The 16584-nt window shown below is 72.9% G+C and carries 13 protein-coding genes; 6 read left to right on the top strand and 7 right to left on the bottom strand.

Annotated features, from left to right (window positions below):
* Window positions 1-85: 85 nt before the first annotated feature.
* Window positions 86-3019: a CHAT domain-containing tetratricopeptide repeat protein gene (locus LZG04_RS04855; protein WP_233813565.1), complete on the top strand. Its 2934-nt coding sequence runs from the start codon at window positions 86-88 to the stop codon at window positions 3017-3019.
* Between the two features lie 46 nt (window positions 3020-3065).
* Here LZG04_RS04855 and LZG04_RS04850 read toward each other — a convergent pair whose 3' ends face one another.
* The 5 genes from LZG04_RS04850 to LZG04_RS04825 form a co-directional block, all read right to left on the bottom strand.
* On the bottom strand, window positions 3066-3845 hold the full coding sequence (locus tag LZG04_RS04850; protein WP_233813563.1) for a phosphodiesterase: 780 nt from the start codon (window positions 3843-3845) through the stop codon (window positions 3066-3068).
* A gap of 721 nt (window positions 3846-4566) precedes the next feature.
* Window positions 4567-6189, bottom strand: a complete 1623-nt coding sequence (groL, locus tag LZG04_RS04840) for a chaperonin GroEL (RefSeq protein ID WP_233814394.1) — start codon at window positions 6187-6189, stop codon at window positions 4567-4569.
* Between the two features lie 216 nt (window positions 6190-6405).
* Window positions 6406-7653 (bottom strand): serine/threonine-protein kinase, encoded by a 1248-nt coding sequence (locus LZG04_RS04835; protein ID WP_233813561.1) that lies wholly within the window; start codon window positions 7651-7653, stop codon window positions 6406-6408.
* 108 nt (window positions 7654-7761) lie between these two features.
* Window positions 7762-7968 (bottom strand): cold-shock protein, encoded by a 207-nt coding sequence (locus tag LZG04_RS04830; RefSeq protein WP_233813559.1) that lies wholly within the window; start codon window positions 7966-7968, stop codon window positions 7762-7764.
* A gap of 80 nt (window positions 7969-8048) precedes the next feature.
* Window positions 8049-8693, bottom strand: a complete 645-nt coding sequence (locus LZG04_RS04825) for an AIM24 family protein (RefSeq protein ID WP_233813557.1) — start codon at window positions 8691-8693, stop codon at window positions 8049-8051.
* A 54-nt stretch (window positions 8694-8747) separates the two neighbouring features.
* Here LZG04_RS04825 and glp point away from each other — a divergent pair, with 54 nt between their 5' ends.
* The 3 genes from glp (at window position 8748) to pssA (ending at window position 11836) form a co-directional block, all read left to right on the top strand.
* Window positions 8748-9962 carry a gephyrin-like molybdotransferase Glp gene (glp, locus tag LZG04_RS04820; RefSeq protein ID WP_233813555.1) on the top strand — a complete coding sequence of 405 codons (1215 nt, stop codon included), beginning with the start codon at window positions 8748-8750 and terminating at the stop codon, window positions 9960-9962.
* A gap of 175 nt (window positions 9963-10137) precedes the next feature.
* Window positions 10138-10860, top strand: a complete 723-nt coding sequence (locus LZG04_RS04815) for a phosphatidylserine decarboxylase (protein WP_233813553.1) — start codon at window positions 10138-10140, stop codon at window positions 10858-10860.
* A 4-nt stretch (window positions 10861-10864) separates the two neighbouring features.
* On the top strand, window positions 10865-11836 hold the full coding sequence (gene pssA / locus LZG04_RS04810) for a CDP-diacylglycerol--serine O-phosphatidyltransferase (RefSeq protein WP_233813551.1): 972 nt from the start codon (window positions 10865-10867) through the stop codon (window positions 11834-11836).
* 709 nt (window positions 11837-12545) lie between these two features.
* Here pssA and LZG04_RS04805 read toward each other — a convergent pair.
* Entirely contained in the window at window positions 12546-13130 is a 585-nt protein-coding gene (locus tag LZG04_RS04805) for a peptide deformylase (protein WP_233813549.1), read from the bottom strand.
* 111 nt (window positions 13131-13241) lie between these two features.
* Here LZG04_RS04805 and LZG04_RS04800 point away from each other — a divergent pair, with 111 nt between their 5' ends.
* Both LZG04_RS04800 and LZG04_RS04795 read left to right on the top strand, forming a co-directional pair.
* Window positions 13242-13538, top strand: a complete 297-nt coding sequence (locus tag LZG04_RS04800) for a DUF3263 domain-containing protein (protein ID WP_073887775.1) — start codon at window positions 13242-13244, stop codon at window positions 13536-13538.
* Window positions 13535-14185, top strand: a complete 651-nt coding sequence (locus LZG04_RS04795) for a LytR C-terminal domain-containing protein (RefSeq protein ID WP_233813547.1) — start codon at window positions 13535-13537, stop codon at window positions 14183-14185. The genes LZG04_RS04800 and LZG04_RS04795 overlap by 4 nt, the downstream gene beginning before the upstream one ends.
* A 3-nt stretch (window positions 14186-14188) precedes the next feature.
* Here the strand turns inward: LZG04_RS04795 and LZG04_RS04790 are convergent, their stop codons facing one another.
* Window positions 14189-16408, bottom strand: coding sequence for an AAA family ATPase (locus LZG04_RS04790; protein ID WP_233813545.1), 2220 nt, complete (start codon window positions 16406-16408; stop codon window positions 14189-14191).
* Window positions 16409-16584 lie beyond the last annotated feature (176 nt).

Genomic DNA, 16584 nt, shown 5'->3' with positions numbered 1-16584 from the left:
GGACAGTAACCCGTTCGGCGCACAGATAGCAGCCACAAGACGGCTTCTCGGACACGTTCTGTGTGCTGGCATTAAGGACGTGTCCGTGCCCCGCTCCGCCCTCCCGGTCTCCCAGCCCACCTCAGACGGCCTCGAAGTGGCGACCGACCTGCACAAACAGGCTTACCGGGCGGCGTCGCGCGGCCGTCCGGCCGATGCGGTGACGCTGCTGCGGCGCGCCTTGCGTGCACTGCCGGTGATTTCGCCCGGCGTCGAAGCGACCACGGTCCGCATCCGGATCCTGATCACCCTGTCCTACGGCGAGGCCGAGACGGACTCGGTCGAGGACGGCCTGGCGCGCCTGCGGACGGCGGCGGAGCTGATCGCCGGCCTGCCCGAGGGACCGGACGCGGTCGGCCTGCGCGCCATCGTGAAGGACCAGGAGGCCCTGATCCTGCACCGGGCGGGCCGCACCGCCGAGGCCATCGCCCTGTACGACGAGTCGGTGCGCCAGTTGGAGGCCGGGTGGGCGTCCGGCGCGGTCGGCGCGGCCACGCTGGCGACGGCGTTGATGAACCGGGGGCTGACCACCATCGCGTTCGGCCTGCCGGAGGCGGCGGAGCGGGACATGCACCGCGCGATCGAGCTGGCCGAGGCCGCGGACCTGCCGCTGCTCAAGGCGAAGGCGCTGGGCAACCTCGGCGACATCGCCCACCTGACCGGTGACATCCCCCGGTCGCTGTCCTACCACGAGCAGGCCGAACGCGTGTTCCGCCTGCTCGCGCCGGACCTGGTGCCGCGGACGAGGATCGACCGGGCCCGCGTGATGCTGGCCGCGGGCCTGGCGGACGAGGCGGCCAAGCACCTGGACGAGGCCCTGGTCGTGCTGCGCCGCCGCCGCGTCGGCCAGGACCTGGCGGAAGCCGAACTGGCCCGCGCCGCCGCCGCCCTCCTGCAAGGCGACCCGACCACCGCCCACCACCTGTCCAACCAAGCCCAACGCCGCTTCCGCCGCCGCGGCAGCCGCTCGTGGGCCGAACTGGCCGCCCTGATGCGCCTGCGCGCCGAATTCGCCACCACCACTGCAACGGCCTCCGCGCCCGCCACCACCACACCCGCCACCAGCCCCTCCACAACCGCGCTCGCCGCCACCACCCCATCCCCAACCGCCGAAGACCCCGCCGCCCGCACCTCCTCCGCGCCCACCTCCGACCCCGCCGCTCCCACCCCCTCCGCGCCCGCCCCCTCCACCTCCAGCCCCTCCGCTCCCGACCCCTCCGCCACCAGCGCTCCGTCCGCCGCTCCCGCCCCTCCCCCGCCCACCCCGGACACCGTCGCCCTCACCGCGGCCTCCACCACCTCGGCGGCCGTCGAGGCGTTCTTGCCTGCTCAGGGGCGTTCGGTGGCGTCAGCGACCACTTCGGCGCGTGCCTCGGCGCGGCTGGGTCCGGCGCGGCTCAGCCCGGCTCGGGCGACCCGCCTGGCGGAGCGGTTGCAGGCGGTCGGGCTGACCGATGAGGCGGCCGTGGCCAGGTTGCTCGCGGTGCGGATGGCGATCCGGCGCGGCGACCTCGCGACCGCCCGCGCGCTGCTCGACCAGGTCCCGCCGCCGGGCCCCATCACGCCGATCGACCACCGGATGCTGCTGCGGCTGTGCCGTGCCGAGCTGGCCGTGGCCGGTGGCGAGCCGGGGGCGGCGTTGCGCGAAGCGGAGGAGGGCCTGACCGAGCTGGGCCGCGTCCGCGATCGGATGGGTGGTCTGGACCTGCTGTGCGGCACCGCCGTGCACGGCCGTGAGCTGGGCGAACTGGCCGTCGGGCTGGTGCTGGACCACGAGGCCGACGCCGAGGTCGCGTTCGACTGGCTGGAGCGGACGCGGGCGCAGGTGTACCGGTACGAGCCGTTGCCGGCGATCGACGACCCGGTGCTGGCGCGGCGGGTGGCGCAGTCGCGGTCGTTGTCGCGGGCGGTGCAGCAGGCGCGGTTGGACGGCCGGCCGGTGGCTGAGCTGGAGGAACGGCTGGACGAGTTGCAGCGCGAGGTGGCTCGGCTCGGGTGGCACACGAGCGTCTGGGGCCGGCCGCGGCCGGTGTGCGCCGTGGCCGACGTAGCGCCCGTGTTGGGTGATCGCGCGATGGTGAGCTTCGTGACGCACGGTGGCGTGCTGTCGGCGGTCGTGCTGGTGGCCGGTGAGGCGACGCTGGTGCGGCTGGGCGGCGCGGCGCGGGTGTTCGAGTCGGCGCGGGAGCTGCACGCCGATGTCGACGCGCTCGGGCCCGATCACCTGTCGCCGGTGCTCGCGGCGGCCGTGACGGCGTCGGCGGCGCGGCGGGCGGAGCGGTTGGACGAGGCGTTGATCGGGCCGTTGGCCGGGCTGATCGGGCCGCGTGAGCTGGTCGTCGTGCCGACCGGTGACTTGTACGCGGTGCCGTGGAACGCCCTGCCGTCCTTGCACGGTCGCCCGATCGTGGTAGCTCCTTCGGCGACCGCGTGGCTGAACGCGATCACGGCGAAGACGTCGGCGCGGCGGGTGCTGCTGGTGGCGGGCCCGGACCTGCCGGAGGCGGTCGGCGAGGTGAGCGACCTCCGTGCGACGTACCCCGATTCAGTGATGGCGGAAGCGGTGAGTGACGTGCTGGCGTCGTTGAACGGGGCCCGGTTGGCGCACATCGCGGCGCACGGCGAGCACGTCGCCGACAACGCCCTGTTCTCGCGCCTGGAGCTGGTCGACGGCCCCCTGTTCGCCCACGAAGCCGCCCGCCTACCGACCGCACCCGAACAAGTGATCTTGGCGGCGTGCTCGTTGGCGCTGAGTCACATCCGGCCGGGCGACGAGGCGCTGGGGTTCGCCGGCGCTCTGCTGGCCAGCGGCTCGCGCACCGTCGTGGCCGCCGTCAACGAGGTCGGCGACCGTGCCGCCGCGGCGACCATGGGGACGTTCCACAAACTCCTGGCGGACGGCAAACCGGTGTCCCACGCCCTCGCCGAAGCGACCGCCGCCGAGCCTTTGCGTCGCCCATTCGTGTGTTTTGGGGCGTGAACTTTCCGCAACGTCCACCAATCACCTTCGAATGAATTCCTCCACGTCAGAAGGCACCGATCAACCCACCCGCCGCACTCACCGCAACCGTGTGCGTGGCGAATCCGGACTCGGTCGCGACGTGCAGCAAAAAGCCGGTCGGCTCGGCCAGGTACCCGGTCTGCTGGTCGGCGCGAAGCGTCAACGACGTCTGCCGATACGTGCTGGGCGCCACGGTCACCACCGTTCCCGCGAACGGCACGCTGATCGCCCGGTGCACGTGGCCGGCCAGGACGCGGGCGACGTTGCCGTGGCGCCCGAGCACCTCCCCCAACGCCGGCCCGTCCTCCAGCCGCATGCCGTCGAGCAACGGAATGCCGACCGCGACGGGCGGGTGGTGCAGGCACACGAACGCCGGCACCTCCGGCCGCTGCCCGAGCACGTCGTCGAGCCACGACAGCTGCTCCTCGCCGACCAGCCCAGCCGGCCCATCGGCCCGCCACGAGTCCAACGCGACCACCGTGAACCCCGGATGATCCACCGCATAATGCGCCGACCGACCACCGCCGACGAACGACGTCCCCGCGAACACCTCCAACATCGCCTCGGGGTCGTCGTGGTTCCCGGTCGTCAAGTGCACCGGCAACGGAAACCGCCCAACCACCTCCCGCAACTGCGCGTAGGCGTCCACATGCCCGTACTCCGCGAGATCACCGGTGATCACCACGCAATCGGGCCGCGGGTCCAACGCCAACACCCGACCCAACGCCAGGCGCAGCAACGCGGCCGGCTCGGCAGCCAACGCATCGGTCCGCAGGTGCGGGTCGCTCAGGTGCGCGATGAGCACGTGGTCAACTCCAGTCCTCAAGTCCAGCCGGATGCCCGGCGAGCGGTGTCACGCGGTCCACGACGCGGCTCGGCGCACGGCGACCGGTCGTCGCGGCACCGATCACCCCTGGATCCCCTGCCGACCCGCGGTCGGCATCCGGGATGGCTGGGTCGTCGGTGGCTGGATCGGTGGCCGGGTCGTCGGTGGCCGCGTCGTCAGTGGCCGCGTCGTCGGTGGCCGGGTCGTCGGTGGGTGGTCGCTGTGGGCGGGTGTCTGGGTGGTGTCCGAGGCAGGCGGGTCGGTGGTGGGTGCGGTGATGGCGGGTGGTGGTGGTGGTGGGTCGGCAGCGGGCGGTGGCTCGCGGGTGCGAGTGGTCGGGTGGGGGTAAGCAGGCGGGTGTGGTGAGTGGGTGGCGGGTGTGGTGAGTGGGTGGCGGGTGTGGTGAGTGGGTGGCGAGGGACGAGTCGTGGCGAGCGGGTGGTGGTGGCGGGTCGGGCGGGTGGGTGGTGGCGGGTCGGGTGGGTCGGGCGGGTGGTGGTGGTTGAGGGGGGCTGTCTCGTTTTAACCGAGGGGCGGTAACGGTGTTTCCGTACACTTTGGCGCGGATCTCACCCGATCGTGTTCGGTTGGGCCATTTCACCGCAGGTCGGGACGGCGAAGGGCCCGGTTCGCCAGGGGCGAACCGGGCCCTTCGTGAACTTCGGCCGATCGGGCCTCGGTCAGTGAGACCGGGGGTCGATCAGAAGTCCATGCCGCCGGCGTCCGGGACGGCCGGGGCGTTGGAGGCCTTCTCCGGCTTGTCCGCGACCACGGCCTCCGTGGTCAGGAACAGGGCGGCGATCGACGCGGCGTTCTGCAGCGCCGAGCGGGTGACCTTGGTCGGGTCCGGCACGCCGGCCGCCAGCAGGTCCTCGTAGACGCCGGTCGCGGCGTTGAGGCCGTGGCCAACGGGCAGGCCCTTGACCTTCTCCACCACGACGCCGCCCTCGAGGCCGGCGTTGACGGCGATCTGCTTCAACGGCGCCTCGACGGCGACCTTGACGATGTTCGCACCGGTCGCCTCGTCACCCTCGAGGTTCAGGCCCGCGAACGCGATCTCGGCGGCCTGGAGCAGCGCGACGCCACCACCGGCGACGATGCCCTCCTCGACGGCGGCCTTCGCGTTGCGCACGGCGTCCTCGATGCGGTGCTTGCGCTCCTTGAGCTCCACCTCGGTGGCGGCGCCGGCCTTGATCACCGCGACACCGCCGGCGAGCTTCGCCAGGCGCTCCTGCAGCTTCTCGCGGTCGTAGTCGGAGTCCGACTTCTCGATCTCGGCGCGGATCTGGTTGACGCGACCCTGGATCTGCTCGGGGTCACCCGCACCCTCGACGACCGTGGTCTCGTCCTTGGTCACGACGACCTTGCGCGCCTTGCCCAGCAGCGACAGGTCGGCGTTCTCCAGCTTGAGGCCGACGTCCTCGGTGATGACCTGGCCGCCGGTGAGGATCGCGATGTCCTGCAGGATCGCCTTGCGGCGGTCGCCGAAGCCGGGCGCCTTGACGGCGACGGACTTGAACGTGCCGCGGATCTTGTTGACGACCAGCGTGGCCAGGGCCTCGCCCTCGACGTCCTCGGAGATGATCAGCAGCGGCTTGCCGCCCTGCATGACCTTCTCCAGCAGCGGGAGCAGGTCCTTCACCGACGAGATCTTCGAGCCGTAGAGCAGGATGTACGGGTCCTCGAGGACCGCTTCCTGGCGCTCGGGGTCGGTCACGAAGTAACCGGAGATGTAGCCCTTGTCGAAGCGCATGCCCTCGGTGAGCTCGAGCTCGAGCCCGAGAGCGTTGCTCTCCTCGACGGTGATGACGCCTTCCTTGCCGACCTTGTCCATGGCCTCGGCGATGAGCTCGCCGATGGTCGAGTCGCCCGCGGAGATGGACGCCGTGGCGGCGATCTGCTCCTTGGTCTCGACCTCCTTGGCGGTCTTGAGCAGCTGCTCGGTCACGGCCTCGACGGCCTTCTCGATGCCGCGCTTGAGGCCGAGCGGGTTGGCGCCCGCGGCCACGTTGCGCAGGCCCTCGCGGACCAGAGCCTGGGCGAGCACGGTGGCAGTCGTGGTGCCGTCACCCGCGACGTCGTCCGTCTTCTTCGCCACTTCCTTGACGAGCTCGGCCCCGATCTTCTCCCACGGGTCCTCGAGCTCGATCTCCTTGGCGATGGAGACGCCGTCGTTGGTGATGGTCGGCGCGCCCCACTTCTTCTCGAGCACGACGTTGCGACCCTTGGGGCCGAGCGTCACCTTGACGGCGTCGGCGAGAATGTTCATGCCACGCTCGAGACCGCGGCGGGCATCCTCGTCGAACGCGATCATCTTGGCCATTGCGGTGTGTTCCTCCGCCTGATTACGAATGGGGCCACTACGGGCGCGCGCCCGCAGCGGAACACGGTGCTTCGGCCAGGCTCGGTGCCCGCGACGGACGACCAGCCCCCTGGAGGGGACGGGCCTCACCGTCCCAGCCTGCGTGTTGGCACTCAGGTGTTCCGAGTGCCAACACCGTGTTTAGCACTCGACGCAGGAGAGTGCAAGAAGAGCAGGTCAGCGGGACGTCCGGACGGGCACGCTGGTGGGCAGCGGTTTGCCGCTGGTCGTGCCCCCGACCTCGATGGACTGGCTCGTGCCGCCGCTGCCGCCCTGGCGCGGAGGTTCATCCTTCGGCGTGAGGATCACCACGAGGATGACGATGAGCACGATCGCCACCGCGCCGGCGACGACGGGCGCGAACCACGCAGGCCGCGTCTTGCCGGTGTTGGTGAACGCGCTCGCGCCGACCTGGGCGGGCGGGCGCAGCCGCACGGGATCCTGCAGGAAACCCGGCTGCTGCGGTTGCTGCTGGTAGGGCGGCCGGTACTGGCCCGGCTGCGGCTGTTGCTGCGGCACGGGCACGCCACCGGTCTGCGGCCCCATCGGCACCGCGCCGGAATCGGTGCGGCGCGGCGGCGGCGAGCCCTGCACCGCGCCCGACAGCGCGGCCCGCGCCGCGGCGATCAGCTCGACGCACGAGCCGTACCGCTGGTTGGGGTCCTTGGCGGTGCCCTTGCGCAGCACGTCGTCGATGGCGGGTGGCAGCGACACCATCGAGGTCAACGACGGGATCTCCGCGCCGAGGTGTCCCTGGATGACGTCCTGCACGCTGCCCTGGAACGGCGGCCGCCCGGTCAGGCACGCGAACACCATGCACGCGAGCGCGTACTGGTCGGTGCGGCCGTCGAGCGGTTCGCCGCGCAGGTGCTCGGGCGCGGCGTAGGTGGGTGAGCCGAGGAAGTCGCCGGTGCGGGTGCGGTGGCCGGTCGCGCCGCGCCGGGTGAGGCCGAAGTCGGCCAGGTAGACGTGCTCACCCGCGGCTTCCTTGGTGGTGACCAGCACGTTGGCCGGTTTCACGTCGAGGTGGACCAGGCCCTTGCCGTGCAGCATGTCGAGCGCCTCGGCGACCTGGCCGAGCAGCGCGAGCGTGCGGGCGGGCGAGAGGGGGCCGTCCTTGATGTGGCTGGCGAGGTCCTGGCCGTCGACCAGCCGCATGGCGATGTAGAGCAGCCCGTCGACCTCGTCGAAGTCGTAGAGCGGCACGATGTTGGCGTGGTCGATCGCCGAGGTGTTGCGGGCCTCGTCGACGAACCGCTCGCGGAACTCGGCGTCCGCGGTGAGGTGCTCGCCGATCACCTTCAGGGCGACCTTGCGACCGAGCCTGACGTCCGTGGCCTTGTAGGTCACGCTCATGCCACCGCGGCCGAGCACCCCGTCGATCCGGTAGTGGCCCAGCCGTCGCCCGCTCAGGTCCTCCGACACGCGACGGAGCCTAACGTCCGCGTACAGGGCCTTACACGGGGTTCCCGCCAAACGGACCAGGAGCGGGGGGAGGCGGCCCGACCCGCCGCGGGGCGGGTCGGGCGGAGGTCACTGCGCCTTCCGCACGTCCGATGCCTGGCTGCGGCCGTCGCGCCCCGCCTGGATCTCGAACTCCACGCGGTCGCCCTCGGCCAGCGTCCGGAAGCCTTCCATCTGGATCGCCGAGTAGTGCACGAACACATCCGGCCCGCCGTCGGCCGCGATGAATCCGTAGCCCTTCTCCGAGTTGAACCACTTGACCGTGCCGACAGCCAAGACGTCCTCCTTCGAGAAATACCTTGAGCAAACCGCCACGCTAGAGGTACGAGGGGGTTCCCCGATACCTCCTTATGGAGTCATGAGCGGACGCTGAATCCGTTGTCGCGCAACCAACTGACGAGTCCGCGCGGGCTGCGGGTGCGGGTGAGCACGAGGCCGGGTCCGGCGAAGTCCAGGACCAGCCCTTCGCCATTCCGCACCGATTGGGGCGCGTCGGGGGAAACGGCGCGCAGGCGGCACTGCACGGTGTCGGCGAACGCCACCACGTGGCTGCTCGCGACGGTGACCAGCTCGCCGGGTTCGAGGGTGACCACGTCGAGCGTGCCGTAGCAGCTGAGCACGACGGAGCCGACGCCGAACGCGTAGGCGAGGAAGCCGTGGTCGCCGCCGTGCAGGGCGCGCACGGGCGGCGCGGACGGGTCGAGGTGGGCGGTGGCGGCGCAGGCGAGCCAGCTGTCGCGGGCGACGCACCAGCCGGTGGTGGCGTCGAGCTCGAGCACGTGCAGGTCGCCGGGCAGGGGCGGGGCGACGTCCACCCAGCCGCCTTCCGGCCCCGCGGTGCACAGGGCGGCGGTGACGCCGGGCGACTTGGCGCGGCTGTCGACGGCGACGCCGTAGCTGGTCGCGAGCACGCTGGAGCGCTCGACCACCACCGGTTCACCGGGTGCCAGGACGAGTCGTGCCACCCCGAAGGTGGGGGTGTGGCGGGTCCGGACCTGCAACTTTCCCCCTGTCGTGATCAGCCGGTTGGGGCAGTCTGCCACGGGCGCGGCAGGATGGGGCGCGTGTCGAACACGCTGACCCGAGTCGCTGATCACAAGGCCCGCGTCGCCGGGCTGGTCGGGCTGATGCCGGTGGTGGAGCTGCCGGTGGCCGACTGCCCGGGGCTGGTGCTGGCGGACGACGTGGTGGCGGGCGTGCCGCTGCCGCCGTTCGACAACTCGGCGATGGACGGTTACGCGGTGCGCGCGGCCGACGTGGCGTCGCCGCCGGTGCGGTTGCCGGTGGTGGAGGACATCCCGGCGGGTCGTGCGGCGTCCGCGCCGCTGGAGCCGGGCACGGCGCACCGGATCATGACGGGCGCGCCGGTGCCGGCCGGTGCGGACGCCGTGGTGCAGGTGGAGTGGACCGACGGCGGCACGTCCGCGGTGGGGGTCGACCGGTCGGTGGTGGTGGGCCAGAACGTGCGGCGGATGGCGGACGACGTGGCCGTGGGCACGACGGTGCTGCGCGCGGGCGTGGTGCTGGGTGCGGCGCAGCTGGGGTTGGCGGCGGCGTTGGGTTTCGGGTCGTTGCCGGTGCGGCGCAGGCCGCGGGTGCTGGTGCTGTCGACGGGGTCGGAGCTGGTGGGGCCGGGTGTGCCGCTGGGGCCGGGTCAGATCTACGAGTCGAACGGCGTGATGCTGGCCGCGGCGGTGCGCGAGGCGGGCGGTGAGGCGGAGCTGCTGCGGTTCGTGCCGGACGACGTCGAGCGGTTCCACGCGGCGATCGCGCCCCGGTTGGCGTCGGTGGACCTGCTGCTGACCTCCGGTGGGGTGAGCGCGGGGGCGTACGAGGTGGTGAAGGACGCGTTCACGGGGCGTGGCGTGGAGTTCACGAAGGTCGCGATGCAGCCGGGCGGGCCGCAGGGCGCGGGGCGCTACCAGGGGGTGGCGGTGGCGACGCTGCCCGGCAACCCGGTGAGCGCGCAGGTGTCGTTCGAGGTGTTCATCCGGCCGGCGTTGCGGGCGGCGATGGGGTTCTCGCGGGTGGAGCGGCCGACGGCGGTGGCCCGGTTGAGCTCGCCGATCACGTCGCCGGCGGGGCGCACGCAGTTCCGGCGCGGCGCGTATGACCCGGAGTCGGGCCGGGTGGTGACGCCGGTCGGCGGGCCGGGGTCGCACCTGTTGTCGGCGTTGGCGCTGAGCAACTGCCTGATCGAGGTGCCGGAGGACGTCACGGAGCTGGCGGCGGGCGCGGAGGTCGCCGTCCGGCTGCTGCACGGAGAGTGACCCCGGGTTGACCGTCCGACGTTGATCACGGGTGTGACCCGGCTTACACTGGGGATGATCGGAGCTCCGGCCGGTCCGTGCGTTCGTCGGGGGACGCACGGGCGGGCCGGACGCGGGCCGGCGGAGCCGCGTAGCGTGTGGCGGGCCGGAAGCACTGCCCTGACACGGAAGAGCCATGACCGTCGATCGCGACAAGCACAGTGGTGCCGTCTCCCACTTCCTCGAGCTCGCCAAGGGGATCGTCCCCCCGATGCACCCCGCGGGCCGCCCCTTCGTGGCGGGCGCTGCCGTCCTCACGTTGCTGCTGCGCAGGTACTCCAAGCGCGCCGGTGTCGTCGGCGGCCTGCTGACCGCGTGGGTGGCGTGGTTCTTCCGCGAACCCCAGCGCACCACGCCGACCCGTCCCGACGTCGCGGTCGCGCCGGCCGACGGCACCGTGTCGCACGTGGTCGAAGCCGTGCCGCCCGCCGAGCTGGGCCTCGGCTCCGCGCCGATGACGCGGATCAGCGTGTTCCTGTCGGTGTTCGACGTGCACGTGCAGCGCGTGCCGGTGCCGGGCCTGGTGCGCCAGGTGTCGTACCGGCCGGGCAAGTTCCTGTCCGCCGACCTGGACAAGGCCAGCGAGGACAACGAGCGCAACACGGTGTGGCTGACCACGCCGTCCGGGCACGACGTGGTGGTCGTGCAGATCGCGGGCCTGGTGGCGCGGCGGATCGTGTGCCACGTCGCCGAGGGCGACAAGGTGGCGGTCGGGCAGACCTACGGCCTGATCCGGTTCGGCTCGCGGGTCGACCTGTACGTGCCGACCGGCAGCCGGGTGCTGGTGGAGGCCGGGCAGCGCACGATCGGCGGCGAGACCGTGCTGGCCGAGCTGCCGTCGTCCCCGTCGGAGGGCTGAGCCGATGGCTCCCAGCGGGCCGGGGATCAGGCTGCTGCCGAACGCCATCACGGTCCTGGCGATGTGCGCGGGGCTGTCGGCCGTGCACTTCGCGATCATCGGGATGTACGGGGCGGCGATCGCCTCGATCGCGGCGGCGGCCGTGTTCGACGGGTTGGACGGGCGGATCGCCCGGCTGCTCGACGCGACCAGCAAGATGGGCGCGGAGCTGGACTCGCTGGCCGACGCGATCTCGTTCGGCGTCGCGCCCGCGCTGGTGATCTACGTGTGGCGGTTCGACCCGGGTCGCGAGGGCTGGGTCGTCGCGTTGATCTTCGCGGTGTGCATGGTGCTGCGGTTGGCGCGGTTCAACACGTTGCTGGAGGTCGAGCAGCCGCCGTTCGCGAAGGAGTTCTTCGTCGGCGTGCCGGCTCCGGCGGGCGGGTTGCTGTTGCTGCTGCCGTTGATCCTGGACGAGCAGCTGAACCGGTCCGGGTGGTGGTCCAGCTCGCCGGTGGTGGCCGTGTGGACCGTCGGGATCGCCCTGCTGCTGGTGAGCCGGATCCCGACCCTGTCGGTGAAGACGATCAAGGTGCCGCCGAGCTACGTCGCGCCGCTGCTCGTGCTGGTGGCCCTGCTGGCCGCCGCGGTGATCACGTTCCCGCTGGTGGCGTTGATCGCGGCAATGCTGGCGTACCTCGCGCACCTGCCGTACTCCGTGCGCCGGTACCGGTGGTTGGCCAAGCACCCGGAGGCGTGGTCGGTGCCGGCGGCCGATCGGCGGGCGATCAAGCGGGCGCACGGCGTGGCGGCGCGGCGGTTGGGGTTGCGGCAGCCGTTGGGCGGTCGGGTGGCGGGCGCGGCGATGCGTGCCGTCCGGCGGCCGCGGCGGACCGTCGACCCGACGCAGGTGGCGGCGGAGACGAACGGCCAGGCGCGGCCGGGCAAGCGCCGGGGTTGGCGGCAGATCGGCTTGCGCCGGCATGATCGGCCGTAGGTCGGTAGACTGGGCTTGAGCTGCTGTTTCAGGCGGTGACTCCGTTCACGATCGGGTGATCTTCACTCCGACTGTGAACGGAAACACCGTTATCCGGCGTCTCGAACGTCGGTTGAAACAACGAGGACCGCCCGACCAACCCTCCCCTCGCGCCGGCCGCAGCCGGCCGCCTCACGGCCCCGGGGTACGACCGAGGGCCGCGCGTTCGGAGTCACCGGGCCCGGGGGTCACCGCCGAGGTCGCACGCTCGGGGATCACGGTGGCGGCCACGGTCGCCACCACCCCGCCGAGCCGCACGGACCGCGAGCGCACCCGCCGACCGTCGCCAGCCGATCCCAGCCGTCCGCACCCGCCGACCGCCGGTCCCAGCCGTCCGCCGCCGCCAGCCGGCACAGCCGTCCGCCGCCGTCCGCGCCTGCCGCCGCCCGGGCCCACCGCCGGTCGCGAGCGCCAGCCGCAGCCGTCCGCCCCCGCAGCCGCCGCCGGACGCAGCCGCCGCCGGACGCAGCCGTCCGCCGCAGCGCTCTGCCCGCAGCACGCCGATGCCGCCCGCGCAGCTTGCCGACGCCCCCGAGCGGTGTCCCGCGGGGTGCGCCGCGGTGCGGTGGAACCGTTTGCGGCCCTGCCCGCAGCCGCCTCGGCCTGGCGTCGCGGGCCCGGCGTTCGGGCCCGGCGTTCGGGCCCGGCGCAAACGCGCCGGCGTCGCGCGTTAGTCGTCCTCGTCGTCGGCGAACGGGTCTTCCGAGGTCGCCGGATCCCAGGACAGGCCCGGCACGCCCCAGCCGTTGGCCTTGAGCATCTTCTTCGCGGCCCGCTTGTGCCGTCCCACCAACCGGTCCAGGTAGATCACGCCGTCGAGGTGGTCGGTCTCGTGCTGGAGGCACCGCGCGAAGAACCCCGTGCCCTCGACCTCGATCGGCTTGCCGTCGCCGTCGAAGCCGGTCACCTTCGCCCACGTCGCCCGACCCGTCGGGTAGGACTCGCCCGGGGCCGACAGGCAGCCCTCGAAGTCGTCGTCCGGGTCCGGCATCCCCAGCGGGACCTCGGAGGTCTCCAGGGTCGGGTTCACCACGACGCCCCGGTGTCGCACGCCCTCGTCGTCCGGGCAGTCGTAGACGAACAACCGCAGGTCGATCCCGATCTGGTTGGCCGCGAGGCCGACGCCGTTCGCCGCCGCCATCGTCTCGTACATGTCGTCGATCAACGTGCGCAGCGCCTCGTCGAACACCTCGACCGGGCGGGTCGGGTGGTGGAGCACGGGATCTCCGGCGATCCGGATCGGGTGAACTGCCATGGCGTGCAGCCTAACGGCGCGTCGAAGGGGACGCGCCGACCGATGAGCCGACCCACACCAAGATCACGTGATGTAATGGCACCCACGCACGGGACACGGCTGAGGAGCCAGATGGACGCCGCAGAGGCACTGGCGCCGGCGGAGGGGCCGGACGACGGTTTGAACGACCGGGAGCGCGAGATCCTGGCCTTCGAACGCCAGTGGTGGAAGTACGCGGGTGCGAAGGAACAGGCCGTCCGGGAGCTGTTCGACATGTCCGCGACGCGCTACTACCAGCTGCTCAACGCGTTGATCGAGAAGGAAGAGGCGTTGGCCGCCGACCCGATGTTGATCAAGAGACTGCGCAGGTCCCGCTCCGGCAGGCAACGCGCCCGCGCGGCGAAGCGGCTAGGCGTCGAGCGCCGATGACGAACCCGGAACAGCCGACGGGCCCCGCGCACCCGGCCCGCGCCGCGGGCTACGGCCTGCTCGGCGTCGCCGTCATCGCCCTGGTGATCGGCCTGGTGAGCCTGTTCACCGGCGGCGCGGACGACAACCCGCCCGCCGCGCAGCCGACCCCGCCGTCGACCACCACCGCGGGCACGTCGGACAGCTCGCAGACCTCGACGGCCGAGCCGACCACACCGTCGTCCCCGTCCGCCTCGACGTCACCGCCCACCACCACGGCCGGACCCACCACGACCGGGCCCGAGGCGTCGGCGCAGGCCGGTGGCACGACGGCGCAACCGCCGCCCCCGCCGGTGACCACGACGCCCAAGGTGCCGGTGCGCGTCTACAACAACAGCACCACCCAGGGCCTGGCCGCCCGCGCGGCGAACGACGTCGTCAGCGCCGGGTGGGAGGTCGCCGAGAAGGGCAACTACTCGCAGGGCACGATCTGGACCACCACGGTCTACTTCCGCCCCGGCACGGACGAGGAACCGTCGGCGCGCGAGCTGGCCCGGATCCTCAACGCCCGGGTGGAGCCCCGGTTCGACGGCATCCAGAGCGCCCACCCGGGGATCATCGTGATCGTCACCAACGACTACAAGGGCCCGTCCGGCAAGGTTTCGTAGCCCTCACCGCTCGCGCGACCTGGCGTAGGCGGCGAGGGCTTCGAGCTGGGCCGGGTCCAGCGACGGTCGGACCGCCTCACGCGCCGACGCGAGGTGGGCGCCCGTCACCTCCGCCGCGGCCAGCGACTCGCGCATGGCGGTCAGCGCGGCCTCGCGGATCAACGCCGCGCAGTCCGCCGCCGAGTAGCCGTCCAGCTCCTCGGCCAACGCGCGCAGGTCGACGTCGGGGGCCAGCGGCGTGTTCCGCGACGAGGCCCGCAGGATCTCGGCGCGCGCGTCGGCGTCCGGCGGCGGCACGTACACCAGCCGCTCCAGCCGACCAGGTCGGAGCAGCGCGGGGTCGACCAGCTCGGGCCGGTTCGTCGCGCCGAGCACGATGACGTCCCGCAACGGTTCGACGCCGTCCAGCTCGGTGAGCAGCGCCGCGACCACCCGGTCGGACACGCCGGAGTCGGACGACTGGCCGCGCCGGGGCGCCAGTGCGTCCACCTCGTCCAGGAACACCATCGCGGGAGCGGCCTCGGCCGCGCGGCGGAACAGCTCGCGCACCGCGCGTTCGGACTCGCCGACGAACTTGTCCATCAGCTCCGCGCCCTTGACCGACAGCACGTTCAGCCGTCCGCTGCCCGCGAGCGCACGCACGAGGAACGTCTTGCCGCACCCCGGCGGCCCGTAGAGCAGGAGGCCACGCGGTGGTGCGACGCCCAGTCGGGCGAAGGAGTCCGGGTACTGCAACGGCCACAGCGCGGCTTCGGTGAGGGCTTGCTTGACCTCGGTCATGTCGCCGACGTCGTCCAACGTGAGCCCGCCGGTCCGCAGGGTGTCCGAAGTGGACATGGAGATCGGGCGGACGATCTCCAGCGCTCCCACCAGGTCCGCCTGCGCGACGCGCGGTTCGTCCACGTCCCGTTGCCGCAACGCCGCCCGCAGCGCCGCCTCGCGCCGCAACGCCACCAGGTCCGCCGCGACGAAGCCGGGCGTGCGGTCCGCGATGGCACCGAGGTCCACATCGGACTCCACGGGCACGTCTCGCAGCAGGACGCGCAGCAGCTCGGTGCGGGCCTTGCCGTCGGGCAGCGGCAGCACGATCTCGCGGTCCACCAGTTCGGGGACCCTCAGCCGGGGGTCGACGGCCTCCGGGTGCGCGCTGGTGACGACCAACGCGACCCCGTCGGGGCGTCCGCGCAGCGCGTCCAGCACGACGGTCGCCACCGGCGGCGCGGAGGCCGCGGGCAGGAGCGCTTCGACGTCGGTCAGCACCAACACGGCCGGGGACTGCCGCTGGGCCCGCGCGAGGGCGTCGGCCACCCGCTGGGCCGCGGCGTTGGCTTCCAGCACCGCGATGCTGGGCGCGGCGACCTCGACCACGGCGGCGTCGGCGCTGTGGGCGACGGCACGCACGAACGTCGACTTGCCGACACCCTCGGGTCCGCTCACCAGGGCCGCCAGCCGCGGCGCGGCACCGAGGCGTGCCAGCAGCTCGGGGTGGCTGAACGTCAGGTCGAACCACTCGGCCAGCCGCTTCGCGGCCTCCTGTTGCCCGACTAGGTCCGCCACCGGCACCGGGGGCACCACGACCTCCGGCTCGGTTGCGGTGACCGTGCCGGCGGGCGTGCTGGGCGCCGTGGCGCTCGCCGCCACCTCCGCCGGCGCGTCACCGGTGCGCGCGCCGTCACGCCAGCCGACGACCGTCGAGGGCTGCACGGCCACGGGGCGGTCGGCGGGGTCGGTGGAGGTGATGGTGAGCAGTTCGTTGGTCCACGTCATGCCGATGGCGTTGGACAGCTTGCGCCGCGTGGCGCTCACGTCCGTACCGGGCGGCGGGGCGAGGTCCTGCGGGAGCAGCGAGACCGCGTCGCCGACGGTCAGCACCTTGCCGGTGAGCGCCATGCGCAGCGTCTCGGGGGTGAGTGACGTGCTGGCCAGCCGCGACCCGGCCACGACGACCGTGCGTGCGGCGGCGACGTCCACGGGGGCGACCACGACCTCCGCGCCCTCGACCACGCCGAGGTTCGACAGCGTGACGTCGTCCACGAAGACCACGCCGGGAGGGCCGTCGCCGGCGGTGGCGGCGGCGAGGGCGGCGCTCACCCGGGCACCGGTCAGGCGCACGGCGTCCCACGCGCGCAGCCCCAGCGCGTCCAGCACCTCGGGGTGCAGGCGCACCACGCCGCGACGGGTGTCCAGGGCGGACGGGGACAGGCGGGCGGTCAACGTGATCACGGGGTGAGCGTAGTTGGGGTGCGCGGCCGGTGGGGCGTGGTCGGGGGCACGGGGGCACGGTTCGGGGGGCGCGGTTGGGCAGGGTCATGTCGGTGGTCGGCGGGAGGCGCGGGGCGGGAGCACGCGGGCGGACGGGGCTCGGCGGGCGCGGGGTCCGGGGGCTCGGGGTCCGGGGG

It is taken from the genome of Saccharothrix sp. S26, from assembly GCF_021390395.1.
Classification (GTDB): Bacteria; Actinomycetota; Actinomycetes; order Mycobacteriales; family Pseudonocardiaceae; genus Actinosynnema.
This window is presented reverse-complemented; position numbering and strand designations above follow the sequence as displayed.